This window comes from Enterococcus malodoratus (assembly GCF_027659535.1).
GTDB lineage: Bacteria > Bacillota > Bacilli > Lactobacillales > Enterococcaceae > Enterococcus_A > Enterococcus_A malodoratus.
In genome coordinates this window covers 120053-132615 of the sequence record NZ_JAQDPG010000009.1, presented here as the reverse complement: position 1 = coordinate 132615, position 12563 = coordinate 120053, and the positions used below count along the sequence as shown (strand labels likewise).

Annotated in this window: 15 protein-coding genes; 7 read left to right on the top strand and 8 right to left on the bottom strand. The window is 39.9% G+C overall.

Features of this window, described 5'->3' with window-relative positions; all coding sequences use genetic code 11:
- The first annotated feature begins 44 nt into the window (after window positions 1-44).
- Both PGP85_RS15185 and PGP85_RS15180 read left to right on the top strand, forming a co-directional pair.
- Complete coding sequence (locus PGP85_RS15185; RefSeq protein WP_270328333.1) at window positions 45-635, top strand: DJ-1/PfpI family protein; 591 nt, start codon at window positions 45-47, stop codon at window positions 633-635.
- 100 nt (window positions 636-735) lie between these two features.
- Complete coding sequence (locus PGP85_RS15180; protein WP_270328332.1) at window positions 736-1200, top strand: VOC family protein; 465 nt, start codon at window positions 736-738, stop codon at window positions 1198-1200.
- Between the two features lie 40 nt (window positions 1201-1240).
- On the opposite strand, the gene PGP85_RS15175 is transcribed toward PGP85_RS15180, so the two are convergent.
- Both PGP85_RS15175 and PGP85_RS15170 read right to left on the bottom strand, forming a co-directional pair.
- Window positions 1241-1981 carry a cyclase family protein gene (locus PGP85_RS15175; protein ID WP_010740211.1) on the bottom strand — a complete coding sequence of 247 codons (741 nt, stop codon included), beginning with the start codon at window positions 1979-1981 and terminating at the stop codon, window positions 1241-1243.
- A 15-nt stretch (window positions 1982-1996) separates the two neighbouring features.
- On the bottom strand, window positions 1997-3220 hold the full coding sequence (locus tag PGP85_RS15170) for a cysteine desulfurase-like protein (protein WP_010740210.1): 1224 nt from the start codon (window positions 3218-3220) through the stop codon (window positions 1997-1999).
- 221 nt (window positions 3221-3441) lie between these two features.
- On the opposite strand from PGP85_RS15170, the gene PGP85_RS15165 reads away from it, so the two are divergent.
- A complete protein-coding gene (locus PGP85_RS15165) occupies window positions 3442-4131 on the top strand; it encodes a GntR family transcriptional regulator (RefSeq protein WP_010740209.1) in 690 nt (229 codons plus the stop codon).
- 145 nt (window positions 4132-4276) lie between these two features.
- On the opposite strand, the gene PGP85_RS15160 is transcribed toward PGP85_RS15165, so the two are convergent.
- Both PGP85_RS15160 and PGP85_RS15155 read right to left on the bottom strand, forming a co-directional pair.
- Window positions 4277-4885 carry a helix-turn-helix transcriptional regulator gene (locus PGP85_RS15160; protein ID WP_270328331.1) on the bottom strand — a complete coding sequence of 203 codons (609 nt, stop codon included), beginning with the start codon at window positions 4883-4885 and terminating at the stop codon, window positions 4277-4279.
- Between the two features lie 25 nt (window positions 4886-4910).
- Window positions 4911-5288 carry a hypothetical protein gene (locus PGP85_RS15155; protein WP_010740207.1) on the bottom strand — a complete coding sequence of 126 codons (378 nt, stop codon included), beginning with the start codon at window positions 5286-5288 and terminating at the stop codon, window positions 4911-4913.
- A 160-nt stretch (window positions 5289-5448) separates the two neighbouring features.
- Between PGP85_RS15155 and PGP85_RS15150 the strand changes: the two genes are divergently transcribed.
- Window positions 5449-6267: a MerR family transcriptional regulator gene (locus PGP85_RS15150; RefSeq protein WP_270328330.1), complete on the top strand. Its 819-nt coding sequence runs from the start codon at window positions 5449-5451 to the stop codon at window positions 6265-6267.
- Between the two features lie 66 nt (window positions 6268-6333).
- Entirely contained in the window at window positions 6334-7395 is a 1062-nt protein-coding gene (locus PGP85_RS15145) for a BtrH N-terminal domain-containing protein (RefSeq protein WP_010740205.1), read from the top strand.
- A 45-nt stretch (window positions 7396-7440) separates the two neighbouring features.
- On the opposite strand, the gene PGP85_RS15140 is transcribed toward PGP85_RS15145, so the two are convergent.
- Entirely contained in the window at window positions 7441-8916 is a 1476-nt protein-coding gene (locus PGP85_RS15140; RefSeq protein ID WP_270328329.1) for a helix-turn-helix domain-containing protein, read from the bottom strand.
- Between the two features lie 174 nt (window positions 8917-9090).
- Here PGP85_RS15140 and PGP85_RS15135 point away from each other — a divergent pair, with 174 nt between their 5' ends.
- Together PGP85_RS15135 and PGP85_RS15130 are read left to right on the top strand one after the other, a co-directional pair.
- Complete coding sequence (locus tag PGP85_RS15135; protein WP_270328328.1) at window positions 9091-9822, top strand: TraX family protein; 732 nt, start codon at window positions 9091-9093, stop codon at window positions 9820-9822.
- Window positions 9823-9844: 22 nt separating this feature from the next.
- Complete coding sequence (locus tag PGP85_RS15130; RefSeq protein ID WP_270328327.1) at window positions 9845-10318, top strand: GNAT family N-acetyltransferase; 474 nt, start codon at window positions 9845-9847, stop codon at window positions 10316-10318.
- Window positions 10319-10447: 129 nt separating this feature from the next.
- Here the strand turns inward: PGP85_RS15130 and PGP85_RS15125 are convergent, their stop codons facing one another.
- The 3 genes from PGP85_RS15125 to PGP85_RS15115 form a co-directional block, all read right to left on the bottom strand.
- Window positions 10448-10960 carry a helix-turn-helix domain-containing protein gene (locus tag PGP85_RS15125; protein WP_270328326.1) on the bottom strand — a complete coding sequence of 171 codons (513 nt, stop codon included), beginning with the start codon at window positions 10958-10960 and terminating at the stop codon, window positions 10448-10450.
- 78 nt (window positions 10961-11038) lie between these two features.
- Window positions 11039-11785: an ABC transporter permease gene (locus PGP85_RS15120; RefSeq protein WP_270328325.1), complete on the bottom strand. Its 747-nt coding sequence runs from the start codon at window positions 11783-11785 to the stop codon at window positions 11039-11041.
- Window positions 11786-11794: 9 nt separating this feature from the next.
- The gene (locus PGP85_RS15115; protein WP_270328324.1) at window positions 11795-12562 is read right to left on the bottom strand and encodes a hypothetical protein; all 768 of its coding nucleotides are present in this window, start codon (window positions 12560-12562) and stop codon (window positions 11795-11797) included.
- Window position 12563: the final 1 nt, after the last annotated feature.

Below are 12563 nucleotides of genomic sequence, written 5' to 3'. Positions count from 1 at the left end.
GTAATTATACCTTATCATAAATGAAACGAAAGGGAGGAATACAAATGAAAAAAATCTTATTACTTTTAGCCAATGGTTTTGAATCCTATGAAGCGAGCGTGTTTACCGATATTTTTGGTTGGAATCTATACGAAGGGGATCGTTCAACGGAATTGGTTTCGGTTGGTCTGCATCCTGTTTTAGATTGTACGTGGGGCTATTCGTGTGTTCCTATGCGTCAGCTAAAGGAGATTGATTTGACTGAGTTTGATGCGTTAGCGATTCCTGGCGGCTTTGAAGAAGCCAACTTTTATGAGGACGCATATAGCGAAGAATTTTTAGCAGTGATTCGAAATTTTGATCAGCAAAACAAACCGATTGCCGCTATTTGTGTCGCGGCGCTTGCGGTCGCTAAAAGCGGTGTACTGCACGATCGTTCAGGAACAACCTACCGCTTTGAAAATAATCCGCGACAAGAGCAAATGAGAGCGTTCGGTGTCAACGTGAAGTCTGATCAACGCATTGTCGAGGATCAAAATATTATCACTTCTTCTTCACCCGAACCCTCCCTAGATGTTGCCTTTCGACTTTTAGAGAAGGTAACCAGTTCAGAAAATACTGTGGAAGTTAAACGAAGAATGGGGTTTTCCAGCTGAACTAGCACTAGAAACTCGCATTATTGGGCAAAATTGGCGAGCATTTGAAACTTCACTCGTGATAAAATTAATATGAAATAAGTCATTAGGAGGAAGGTAAATGAAGTTTAGAGGACCGATGTTAGTAGTAAAGGATATCGAGATCGCAAAACGATTCTACACTGAAGTGATCGGTGTTCGAGTGATCGCTGATTTAGGAGAAAATGCAACATTAACTGGCGGATTAGCTTTGCAAACGGAAAGTTCGTGGTCGACATTCACTAATTGTACCAGTGATTTTTTTCGTTACCATGGCAATGATGCTGAGATGTATTTTGAAGAGGAAGACTTTGATGGCTTTCTAAAGAGGATTTCGACCCTAGACGTGGAACGCGTTGGAGAAGATCTGGAAATGCCTTGGGGCCAAAAGGTTGTCCGTCTGTATGATCCGGATAAGCACATTATCGAGATTGGCGAGGATATGAAGGTTATGATGAAACGGCTGCATGGAACAGGTTTGACTGTAGAGCAATTAGCCGAAAAAACATTTATGTCACCGAAGATGGTAGAGCGGATGTTGAAATGAACGAAAAAAACAGCGGCCCATTTCAGGTCGCTGTTCGTTTTTATTTTTGATAAATGGCAATACATCTCGCCGTATATCCCGGAGCATCTGACACATTTGGGAAGCTGCAGCTGATGATCGCACCAGTCGGCGGCAGCTGATCGAGGTTGCAAAGCATTTCGATTTGATATTTATCTTGTTCTAACAAATAGCGTTCACCTTGCCATGGAACGATCAAATTAGCGATGGCAGGATCAGTGTCAGGAGTCTCGTGTCCAACCGCCGTAATCGTCCGTTTTTCACTCAAAAATTTGAGTGCCTCAAGCGACCAGCCAGGATAATGCGGCTGACCTGATTCATCGGGAGCGAAGAAATCTTCACCCGTTCGTTTTGACCAATCCGTTCGAACAGCTACGAAACTATTGTCAGGGAATTGACCGTTTTTTTCTTCCCACGCAGTTAAATCAGCAACAGTAATCGCATAGTCGACATCGTTCGCGACTTTTTCTGTTAGATCGACAACACAAAGAGGCAGCAGCATTTCTTTCAATGTGATTTGATCCAAGGTTCGTCCGCCATTGACAAAGTGAGAAGGAGGGTCGATGTGCGTACCATATTGACTAACCATTTTGTATTCGCTGGCACAAACGGTATGTTCATCATAGGTAAAAACTTCCGTCATTTCAAGGGTGTTGTACCCGGCATAGTGGGGTGTATCCTCATTGACTGGATGACTCAGATCGACCCATTCGTATGCAGGTGACTTCATTTCATCTAACAATTCCCATAATTTGTTGCTCATCTTTTTTCCACCTTTCTAAGCCATGATTTGTCTGACACCATTTAAGAACCGATCTACCTCTTCGACTGTATTGTAAGGAGCGATACCTGCGCGAATGAACCCGCCTGTTTGGTCGATCCCTAAACGCTCGACTAAAGTTAACGCATAAAAATGACCTTCGGCGATGAAGACACTGTGCTCATTACACATTCTTGTGCAAAATTCGATTGGCGTGATCCCGTCTGCACGGAAGGCGATCGTCGGAGTTTTCTCTTTGTCGCTTTGATAAAGTTTAATCCCCGGAACATCCGCCAAACCTTTACGAATTCGTTCTGCCAACATATTTTCATAGACTTCAATGGCATGATATCCGCTGATTAATTGTTCCTTCAATGTTTTTCCTTCACCTAAACTGGCAATAAAATGGATAGCCTCCGATACCGCCGGGATGCCTTCATGATTTTGCGTACCAATTTCTAACCGATCAGGTACACCGCCAGGAGCAGGAACTACTTTATAAATATCAAGACTGTCAAATAATTCTTTGCGAATAACCGCCATACCGACGTGTGAGGCAAAGAATTTGTAAGCAGAAGAGAAGAGCATATCGATGCCCAATTCCTGCATATCAACATACATATGAGGAATACTATGCACAGAATCGACAGCGACTAAAGCACCAACTTCTCTAGCTTTCGCGGAGACGAGTTTGATATCCGTGATGGTTCCGACACAGTTTGAGGCGTGGCCGACAGCGATCAATTTAGTTTTCGAACTGATCAGTTCATCCAATTTGTCCAATTCTAATTCTAAAGTTTCTGTATTTAACGGAATATACTTTACAATCACTCCATGATCTTCCGCCGCTCTGCGCCAAGAATCAATGTTGGAATGGTGCTCGAGTTCAGTTAAAATAATCTCATCGCCTGCTTGCCATTGATTGGCTAAAGCTCGACTAGTATGAAACATCATCGTTGTCGCATTCGGACCAAAAGCAATCTCAGAAGCATCGGCATTGAACAAGACCGCAATGTCTTCTTTGGCTTGCTGAATCAGCGTTTCCGTTTCGTGACTCGTAGGAAAATTACCATGAAGATTAGCTGCGCCGCTGCGCATGTAGTCGCTAATGACGCCAATCGCACTCTCTAAAAATTGCGAGCCGCCGGGACCATCAAAATAGGCCACCGTTTGACCATTATGTGTTCGTTGCAAAGCAGGGAAAAGCTCTCTGACTTGTTCAATTGGGAATGTTTTTTCCATCAATATCACCTTCCAGTAAGTTTTATGGTTCATCTATAGTGTAATAAAAAGCAGGGACGGGCGTCTAAATAAGTACAAAGATTCGTCCACTGTAGATTTTAGGTTTTAAAATAATACAGAAGAAGTCTTACAGCAGGTAAAAAGCCCTTCGTGAAAACGATTGCAAAACCGAGAAAAGTGACTTATACTAATGTATTATGCTAACGGATAGGAGAACAGCCATGATCGCTATTGAAAAATTTGAAAAAATCAAAAAGGACCATCCGTTTTTCTCAATCACCGATTTGATCTATTTGTTTCTCCAAGAAGAAATTATTCATCTCCATCTATTACCTAATCAGAAATTAAATGAAAGCCGAATCGCGAATGAGTTGGCAGTCAGTCGGACGCCTGTCCGCAAAGCTTTAGACCAATTACTGGATGAATTTTTAGTAGAAAAAAATGGGAAACTGTATACTGTTGCCAGTATGAGTAAAACTGAAAGTGTGATGCTGTGTGAGGCGCGAATCGCGGTGGAAGGTCATGCGGTATTTTTAGCAACTAGCACAATCAATCAAGTGCAATTGAAACGTTTAGAAGAGCTGACCGTGGAATACGAGCAAGTTGATCTGGAAGACGGCAGTTGGCAATACGCGGATTGTGATCATGAATTTCATAATCTGCTGATTGAAGCGGCCCAAAATCCGCACATTTCTCGGATGTATGAAACGATGGAGCTGCGTTTGCGCCACTATCGGCATTGCTTGATTGGGGAAATCGGCAAGGAGCAGCTGCAACCAATTCTCGTGAAATCAGCCAGAAACCATCGAGCGATCTTTAATGCTATCAAGTTAGGCTTTGCTGATCAGGCAAAAGCCTTGATCGAAAAAGATATTAAAGGAATGTATGAAGTCTTCTTTGAATGGCAATAAATACCAAATAAAGTTGGGGAAAAGAATGGAAGTTCTTTTTCTCAACTTTATTTTTTTGCGATCAATGATTACTTCACTTTTCTTCGATAGAGTTTCATCTTCTTTGAATGCTTTTTTGACGCCCTTAACAGAAATGGCAATGGTGTTAGCGTTTATCTGCAGTGACCTCCAAATTTAATCGTTCTCTGAATTTCTTGAACCATTCGATCTCAAATCGAGCTTTTTCGATTCCTAGATCTAGTGTGGCATATTGAAAATGGGCGATTTCATTAACGTTTTCTAAAGTCATGTATTCAGCAGCGCCGCCGCGTTTTTTTAAATCTTGCAGACCAGCATCATCAAATTGATAGCGGGGACTGGTTGAGGTGTTGATTTTTTCTAATGAAGCAAGTTCATCTTCCAAAACGTGAATATAATCCGCTAACATATCATCTCTTTTAGCTTTATCAGTAAAGCCCATAAAGAAGAATTTGCTTAACTCCATATTTTTTTCTTTATACAGCATTGGTTGTGCAATAGCCTGCTGAAAGTGTTCTTTCCCCACGTCCGTAATATAATAAACTTTTTTGTTGATACCACCTTCGATTTGCTCTGTGAAAGTGATCATCTTTTTGTTCAACAATTTCTTTAAAGCCGCTTGAATACTGCCAGTGCTGTCGCTGCTAACAGTCGAAAGAGAATTTTTGATCATCTGCCGCAACTCATAAATGGTTGAGCCTTTAATCATTAAAAAACCTAAAATGATAATATCCATTTTTTCACTCCTCAGTAATCTTTTATTATAAAAATGCTGTTACGAAAAAGCAGATTGATCCAATCAATGCCAAAGGTGTCATCACGTATTTTTCTTTCTTGCTGAAGGACATCAGATTCATCCCCGTATTTAATAGAAGATAAAAAGCAAAGAAAATACAAACACCGCGGGCGAGAGAGTAGGGAATATTCAAGGAAATGACCTCTCCAACATAGAGGACACTGATGGCAGCAATTATTTGAAAAATGAACGCACTGCCGGTCATAAAACGCATGTGAACAGGCAGGACTTTATATTTTCCTCCCATGGTAAACTCGCCTAACGGAAAACCAAGTGTAACTAAAAGTGTCAATACTGCCATCAAACTAAAAATGATCGCTCCAATAATTGAAAAAAGTGTCATTTCAAATTCCTCCTCGTTTCTATATTGCTAATAGTGACATTACTAAAAGTAATGTACAAGCCTTTTCAAAAAAAAGTTTATTTTTGATTGACTCCCACGTTACGTGTGACTCTATACTATAAGTAAGCTAGCGAAACGAAGAAAAAAGGAGCACACGCATATGTTTAAAATTGGAGAATTCTCAAAACTATCAAACACCACCGTTCGAACATTGGATCACTATGCCGCTTTAGGACTTTTAAAGCCAGAAAAAAGGGATGACCAAACCAATTATCGGTATTACTCGGCAGGACAATTAGCTACGTTGAATCAGATCAAGCTGCTCCAACAAACTGGGCTGCCATTGAAAACGATCAAAGAAATCATTGATACGAATGATTTAGATTTTCTAGAAAAGCATTATACGCTCCAAGAGGAGAAACTGCAGGAGGATTTAGATGAGCTGTTGAAAAAACAGCGGATGGTCTCCCTTCTCAAACAAAATATGAAAGAAGGAAATGACATGACGAAATATAATGTAGTCGTAAAAGAAATCCCTGAAAGAAACGTCCTTAGTGTTCGCGGAATACTTTCAGACTATACTTTGGAGGGAGAATTGTGGCAAAAACTGCAGCAAGGCATGGCAGAAACCGGAGCCAAGATGAAGCAGCCGCCATTGAATATGACCCTGTTTCATGATGTAGAGTACGTCGACAAGGACGCTGATGTAGAAGTTCAAACTAGTGTGATAGGCGAGTATCCTAACAGTGAAACGGCAGAATTCAAAAAAGCGCCGGCCTTTACGATGGCCTCAGTAACATTCAGCGGCAGCTTTGATCAAATGCCGAAAATCACCCAAACGATTGCCGAATGGCTTGAAGCCAACGAATACAAAATTGTTGGACCGATGATCAATATTGGTCACGTCTCGCCAGGGGAAGATCCCAATCCAGATAATTGGGTAACCGAATCAGGATTTGTTGTAGCCAAATCAAATTAGACACATCAAAACAAAAGGCAGTCAACTCTATAGCTGACTGCCTTTTTGTTGAAAGGAGCATATGCTATGCGACATATTATTGAAGACTTTAAACCCGCGGGTGGAGAACACTGTATAACCAATGCTTTGAAACAGGTTTTTGACTATTACCACTGTCCATTATCGGAAGCGATGCTATTTGGAATCGGTTCTGGGTTGGCCTTTACTTATATCAATTTAGCTAACTCGCCCATGGTATTCGGCAGAACGAAGCCAATCGAGTTTGAGCAAAAGCTAGCTGAACGATTAATGATCCAGATCAATTGCCATCAGCCCAAAAATTATGAAGTCAGTTTTACAAAAACGAAAAAGTTGCTTCAGCAAGATCATCCGGTTCTGATTTATGCGGATATGCCTTTTATGAAATACTTAGGAATGAATCCGTCCAGTCATTTTGGCGGGCACGCGGTAGTTCTATTTGGGTATGATGAGGAACAAGAAGTTTTTTATGTGAGCGATCGCGATCATTCGGACTTTCCGATACGAACACCCAAAGGTCCGATCGCCAGTGAGTATCATTTAGTAAGTTATCAAGAAATGGCGCAGGCACGCAGCAGTAAGTTCCGGCCCTTTCCGGCGAATAATAAATACTTGACCTTCGATATGACAACTTATGAAGCGCCGAATTCGGAGACCCTCACTGAAGCGATTAGGGAAACTTGTGAGAGTATGCTGAATCCGCCCGCAAAGCTGCTTGGTATCAATGGTATCACCAAATTTTCACAAGAAATTGTAAAGTGGCGTACCCTCGATCAAAAAAAATTGAAGACAGCGGGGATTACCAATTACTTTCAGATTAGTAAAGATGGCGGAACCGGCGGCGGTATTTTTCGGAAGATGTACGGAGAGTTTTTAATAGAGGCTGCTCACATTTTAACTGACAAAGAGTTTACAGCTATCGGCAATGATTTTATTAAGTTAGCTGAAAAATGGGATTTACTTGCTGGAGAGTTATGGAAATTAGGAAAAACCGGTGATCCAGAACTGTTGAAACCGTTGAGTGAACAAATCGCAGTGTTAGGGACAAACGAAAGAAAACTGCTGGAACGATTAGAATGTTTAGTTGATTTAAACTTGACGCACAAATAAAAAAAGCGGATCGACCTAGAAAAGGTACGATTCGCTTTTACGCAGCTAATTTAAATAAGAAAGTTGTTTGATCAAGGTCACCATTCGGTATTCTTCTATTTTCCTGCCTAGAGCAGACAAGTTTTTGGCAGAAGGGACATCCTCCACAACAAATAGTCGTTCCTCAGGAATTTCGGGTGTAGAAAAATTAGTAACATAGAGATCGGAAACAAGGGATTCCGGAGCGACTTCGGCATAGATTTTATCTGCTTGGACATCCAGCAACACCTTATCGTGGTAATTCTTTTTAAGATAATACGCCAAAAACTGTGCATGCTTGGCACCTAAATCGCTGCAAACCTCGGTTGCGACGGGTTTGCGCAAAGCATCTAATTGTTCTGGCAGATCGTCCCAATAAATAAACAGCTTGAATAGGATCGGGTGGAAATACATGGAATACCAAGGAAAACGGGTTTTTGCCTCTTGGTCCCGTAAGGTTTTCTCCAATACTTTAGTAAAAACGGCAAAATCTCTTTGAACAGTTAAACTATTGTACAAGTCACGATTATAGGCGATGTGTTTTTCGTAAGGATAAACTTTATATGAAACATAGACCGCCTTTAGTAGAGCAATACAATTTTTGCGGCCTAAATCAGAAATACCGATTCCCAAAGCATCCGTCATCAAAGTAAGCGTTTGATTACATAAGCGTTCGATTCGGGCCTCTTCCTCCGCGTTATCCCAGCCAAAATCAAACCAAAAAATCGTTTGGATTAAATCATTTTGTCTTTCCTCAGTAACCGGTAGTGAAATAGGTGCCATTAGTTCCTGAATTGGCAATACATAGCTTTTTACATTTTCGGCGGCTAAAGCATTTTGCTTTTTAGTACTGAAAAAGCCTTGATCTTGACGAATCAAACTAACTGCTAGTAAAAAAGCAAACTCTGTTTTTTGTAAAAAATTCAGTTTTAACTCGAGGTGATCATTCAAATGATTAATCGTTGCCAATACCTTTTTTTGATCCAATTGAAATGGCCATTCATAAATATCGTAAACTTCCAAAAAATAATCAGCCATAAATAACCGCACCTGTCGTTCATCCGCACCGACAAGGGTGAGGTTGTTTCGATCAACCTGCAGGCCGCGCATCTCCAGCCCTTCGTTCAATTTGACGATCCGGCGATACAAACTGGAGGAACTTAGAAAGAGTTCCTTTTCCAAATCAGTCCGCAGTTTCCCTGGTTGAAAAAAAAGGATTTCCAATAGCTGAAATGTCGGTGACTCTTTAAGGATATCTGAGAAAATCTCATGTACGGTATGATTATCTTTTTCTGTTAGATGCAAGTCCCCAGAGCCGTTTTTCTCGATTTGAACGATGTCGCTCCACTGGTCTTCGATTTCTTGACAATCGCTTATGATTGTTTTAGGGACGGCCTCAATTTTTTTGGCTATTTTCTTTACAGACACATAATTGTTTGCGGTTCTGAGAAGTTCAATTAATTCAATTTGACGATTTTTAGTAGAAGATAGGGCATGTCTCATGTTAAACCTTCTTTCAATCGATAGATACCTCTAAGTATATAGGAAAAAATGTTAACTGAAAATAATAAACATTATTAATAGTCAAAGTATTTTCCACAACTTTCTCCAAAGTAAGGTAATTAATAGCGAGTCTATGGCATACTTAACGTAATAATTTTTTGGTGGAGGTAGGATATGAACAAATCAATTGATGGTTTCAAATTAAAAGTGATCGCAATAATTGCCATGCTGCTGAATCACATTGGTGGTGGTTTTGATATTTACGAACAGTCACATGCGTTTTATTTTTTTACAGAGTTTATCGGCAAACTGACTTTTCCAATCATGGCGTATCTTTTGGTCGAAGGATTTCACTATACGCGTAATCGCAGGAAGTACGCTGAACGGATGGCCATATTTTGGTTAGTATCGATCTATCCTTTTCATATGTTGTTTGGCGGCAACCATTCGTTTAGTCCGATTGAGCTGGTCAATAATATTTTCTTCACGTTACTGATGGGTTTATTGCTACTGATGGCTTACGAGCAAGTGAAATCTCCCTTTTTGCAGAATTTATTAGTCATCTTCTTTTCAATAGTGACGATGGCATCTGACTGGTCTCTGATCGGAGTATTATTAATTTTTGGGTTCTATAAATGGAAGAATGAATCAAGGGGAATTTGGTTGCCGGTCGTTTATATGACGGCTTTCTTAGTGTTGATATTGGGAATGATGAATTTATCAGATCCGCAGCGCTTTCCGCTTTATGAAGTATTCACTGGTTTAGGTACGCTGATGGTGATTCCTTTGCTACATGCTTATAATGGTGAGAGAGGGTATTCACCGCAATGGGTGAAATGGGGATTTTACGGATTTTATCCAATACATTTGACTATTTTAGCTTTGATTCGAATGGTGATTCATTAAGTCAAATCAATAGGAGGAGCACATGGAGTATTTTATTCGAGAGCTAAAGAGTTCAGAATATCCGTTACTAAAGGAATTTTTATATCACGCAATCTTTCAACGCGACCCCAATAATCTTATTCCGAGATCAGTATTGGATGAACCCAGCATAAGTATTTATATCCAAGATTTTGGCAGATATAAGGAAGACTATTGTTTATGTGCCGAGAGCGAAAGCCAAGTAGTCGGTGCTGTTTGGGTCAGAAATATTGAGGGCTTCGGTTCAATCGATGATCACACACCTGAATTCGCCATTTCATTACAGCCAGAATATCGTGGATTCGGGATTGGCACGGCTCTCATGCGGGCGATGATAGAAAAATTGAAGGAGTCGGGGTATGCCCAGACTTCATTGGCTGTTCAAAAAGACAATTACGCTGTGAAAATGTATTCGCAAGTCGGCTTTGAGATTATCGATGAAAATCAAGAAGAATATATCATGATTTGCAAGTTATAGGTCAGGCTAGTTTATACTATAAAATTCTAAAATAATGCGGCACCCCGTCAACTGTTCATAAAAGCAGATGGCGGTTTTTTTAAAGCATTAAAAAAAGAGGCTCATGTTCGAGCGCTCTTTCTCGTAAAATTAATCCACGACCATTCGATATCGATCCATCAAATAGAAAAACAACCATGGAATAAAACCGATAATACTTGTTGCTCCGATCCAAGCGACTGTTAATGGTTGAACGATATCCAGTACACCGCTTAAACCGGAATCAAGATTTAAGATCACATTAATCAAAATAATCATTAAAAAGAAAGCGGTCGATAGAATGGAAGAGGTAAAAAAGAAAACTTTTCCTCTTTGTGCTTTCAAGGCAGTTTGCGGCAAAGGGGAATTTTTTTCTTTTTCAATTGTTTTTTTTACCAGAGGCTCATCAAAAGAAAGAGCACTTCCTTGCAAAAGTTCTTCTACTGTTGTTTCCAAGGCAGTTGCTAGTAACGGCAAGGTATTGATTTCCGGACAGCCAAGTCCACGTTCCCATTTTGAGACCGCACTATTCGTAACAAAGATTTGTTCTGCTAATTCTTTTTGCGTCAATCCCTTAGCGACTCGTAATTCTTTTATATAATTTCCCATCGAATTTTCCAACATAGACACTTCTCCTCAAGGCTTTTCTCTAGTTTAACGAAGTGAAAGGGCTTTTTCGTCCAACTTAAGCATGATTTTTCCTTAAAATTCTATTTTTTTAATTTTTCGCATAGCCAAATAGTAAAAGAGTGCAGCATAAAAAATACTCAATCCGAGCCCCAACGGAATATCCCTAGCAAGAAGCTGTCGGCCATTATAAAGTGAAAAAGCGTAATTATAAAATAAAAAAGAAAAATTTGAAACGAAACCTGCCATAAACTGGTTCAATAAATTATCGACCAGCAGAATTAGTAAACCAATGCTCATTGTAATCGCAACATTCTTGGTATAGAGACATAACAGTACCGCCCCAATACAAGTAGTTAACAATGGGATAAGTGTCAGAAAAATAGTGAAAAGTGATTGCGTTAATCCATTGAACACAAAACCAAAACCATTCAGCAGACCACTGACTAAAAACGCAAACAGAGTTAGGAATGAAATGCTGCTAATCATCAAAATTATCAAATAGAGTAATTTACTGTGGAGAAGCTGTTTTTTTGATAGACCATTGATCAAGGGCAAATGAAAAGTTCCTGTTGTTCGCTCCAAGTTGATTGCGAAGGCTGCTAACAAAAGAAAAAACAGCGGACCAATCAAGGCAGATTGCAGCTGCAATGTGTATATCAAAAACTTTCCGCCAGCATAGGCCTGAGCAAAATCATTTTGCGGATTTTGTTTAAATGCTAAACCTTCGGACAAGAGAATGATCGTGTAAGCAAGCAGATAAAGAAAAAAAGCTTTTTGTCGAAAGGCTTTAGCAAGTTGAAATTGTAATAAGCGTGTCATTTGCGGCTCCTATCTATCAAAGTTTATTTTGTTCGAGCAATGAATAATGAAAAAATAAATCAAAAGAGAATAAACTAAAAAAATCAATAAACCAGGATAAATTTCCGCCAAAGTCAATGCTTGAAATTCCTGCTGGATAATCCATTCGTAAGGATAGTACAGCGGGAAAAAACAAGCAGCTTTTGGAAAGCTATGGTTGAGAAAAACGAAAAACATCAAGAGCAAAAAGGTTTCACCAAGTACTATGACCGTATGTCTGGCAAAAACAGCAAGTAAAATCAAAAACAACTCTAACGGGATAAAGGAAAAGGCGACTAAAGCATATTTGATTAATGTTTGAGAGAATATAGGTGCAGAGAAAATTTGAGCCCCCCAGCGAAAATACGAAGTCGTGTAGACAATCAATCCAATAATTATTACCATCACTAGCGAAAACAAGCAAAACATGTTTATTTTGGCAGTAAGTACTTCCTTTTTCGTTCGGCCGTGCAGCAGCGGTTGAATCAAGAGTCCAGCCTGACGATCTTCGCAGATAAATAGGGTCGTGATCATCGCCATAAAAAGGGCGCCGATATTCGTGGAATAAAACCGCAGCATAAATTCGGGAAAGTAATGACCGCCTAAAATTCGGTCATCCGCATCCACCAACTCTCGCAAGGCCGCAGAAGTGAGCAGACCAGAATTAGCAATGACCGCAAAAATAAATAGTCCGAGAAAAAAATAAATTAATTTTTGCTGCAGCAGTCGTTTTATTTCTAAACGAGTCATAATAGCCATC

Bases quoted from the DNA above. Each gene is read 5' to 3' on its own strand.
- PGP85_RS15155 (WP_010740207.1), bottom strand. From the start codon at position 5,288: ATGACACTTTTTTCAATTATTGGAGCGATCATTTTTAGTTTGATGGCA.
- PGP85_RS15130 (WP_270328327.1), top strand. From the start codon at position 9,845: ATGGAGTATTTTATTCGAGAGCTAAAGAGTTCAGAATATCCGTTACTA.
- PGP85_RS15160 (WP_270328331.1), bottom strand. From the start codon at position 4,885: ATGGATATTATCATTTTAGGTTTTTTAATGATTAAAGGCTCAACCATT.
- PGP85_RS15170 (WP_010740210.1), bottom strand. From the start codon at position 3,220: ATGGAAAAAACATTCCCAATTGAACAAGTCAGAGAGCTTTTCCCTGCT.
- PGP85_RS15180 (WP_270328332.1), top strand. From the start codon at position 736: ATGAAGTTTAGAGGACCGATGTTAGTAGTAAAGGATATCGAGATCGCA.
- PGP85_RS15125 (WP_270328326.1), bottom strand. From the start codon at position 10,960: ATGTTGGAAAATTCGATGGGAAATTATATAAAAGAATTACGAGTCGCT.
- PGP85_RS15185 (WP_270328333.1), top strand. From the start codon at position 45: ATGAAAAAAATCTTATTACTTTTAGCCAATGGTTTTGAATCCTATGAA.
- PGP85_RS15175 (WP_010740211.1), bottom strand. From the start codon at position 1,981: ATGAGCAACAAATTATGGGAATTGTTAGATGAAATGAAGTCACCTGCA.
- PGP85_RS15135 (WP_270328328.1), top strand. From the start codon at position 9,091: ATGAACAAATCAATTGATGGTTTCAAATTAAAAGTGATCGCAATAATT.
- PGP85_RS15115 (WP_270328324.1), bottom strand. From the start codon at position 12,562: ATGGCTATTATGACTCGTTTAGAAATAAAACGACTGCTGCAGCAAAAA.
- PGP85_RS15145 (WP_010740205.1), top strand. From the start codon at position 6,334: ATGCGACATATTATTGAAGACTTTAAACCCGCGGGTGGAGAACACTGT.
- PGP85_RS15140 (WP_270328329.1), bottom strand. From the start codon at position 8,916: ATGAGACATGCCCTATCTTCTACTAAAAATCGTCAAATTGAATTAATT.
- PGP85_RS15165 (WP_010740209.1), top strand. From the start codon at position 3,442: ATGATCGCTATTGAAAAATTTGAAAAAATCAAAAAGGACCATCCGTTT.
- PGP85_RS15150 (WP_270328330.1), top strand. From the start codon at position 5,449: ATGTTTAAAATTGGAGAATTCTCAAAACTATCAAACACCACCGTTCGA.
- PGP85_RS15120 (WP_270328325.1), bottom strand. From the start codon at position 11,785: ATGACACGCTTATTACAATTTCAACTTGCTAAAGCCTTTCGACAAAAA.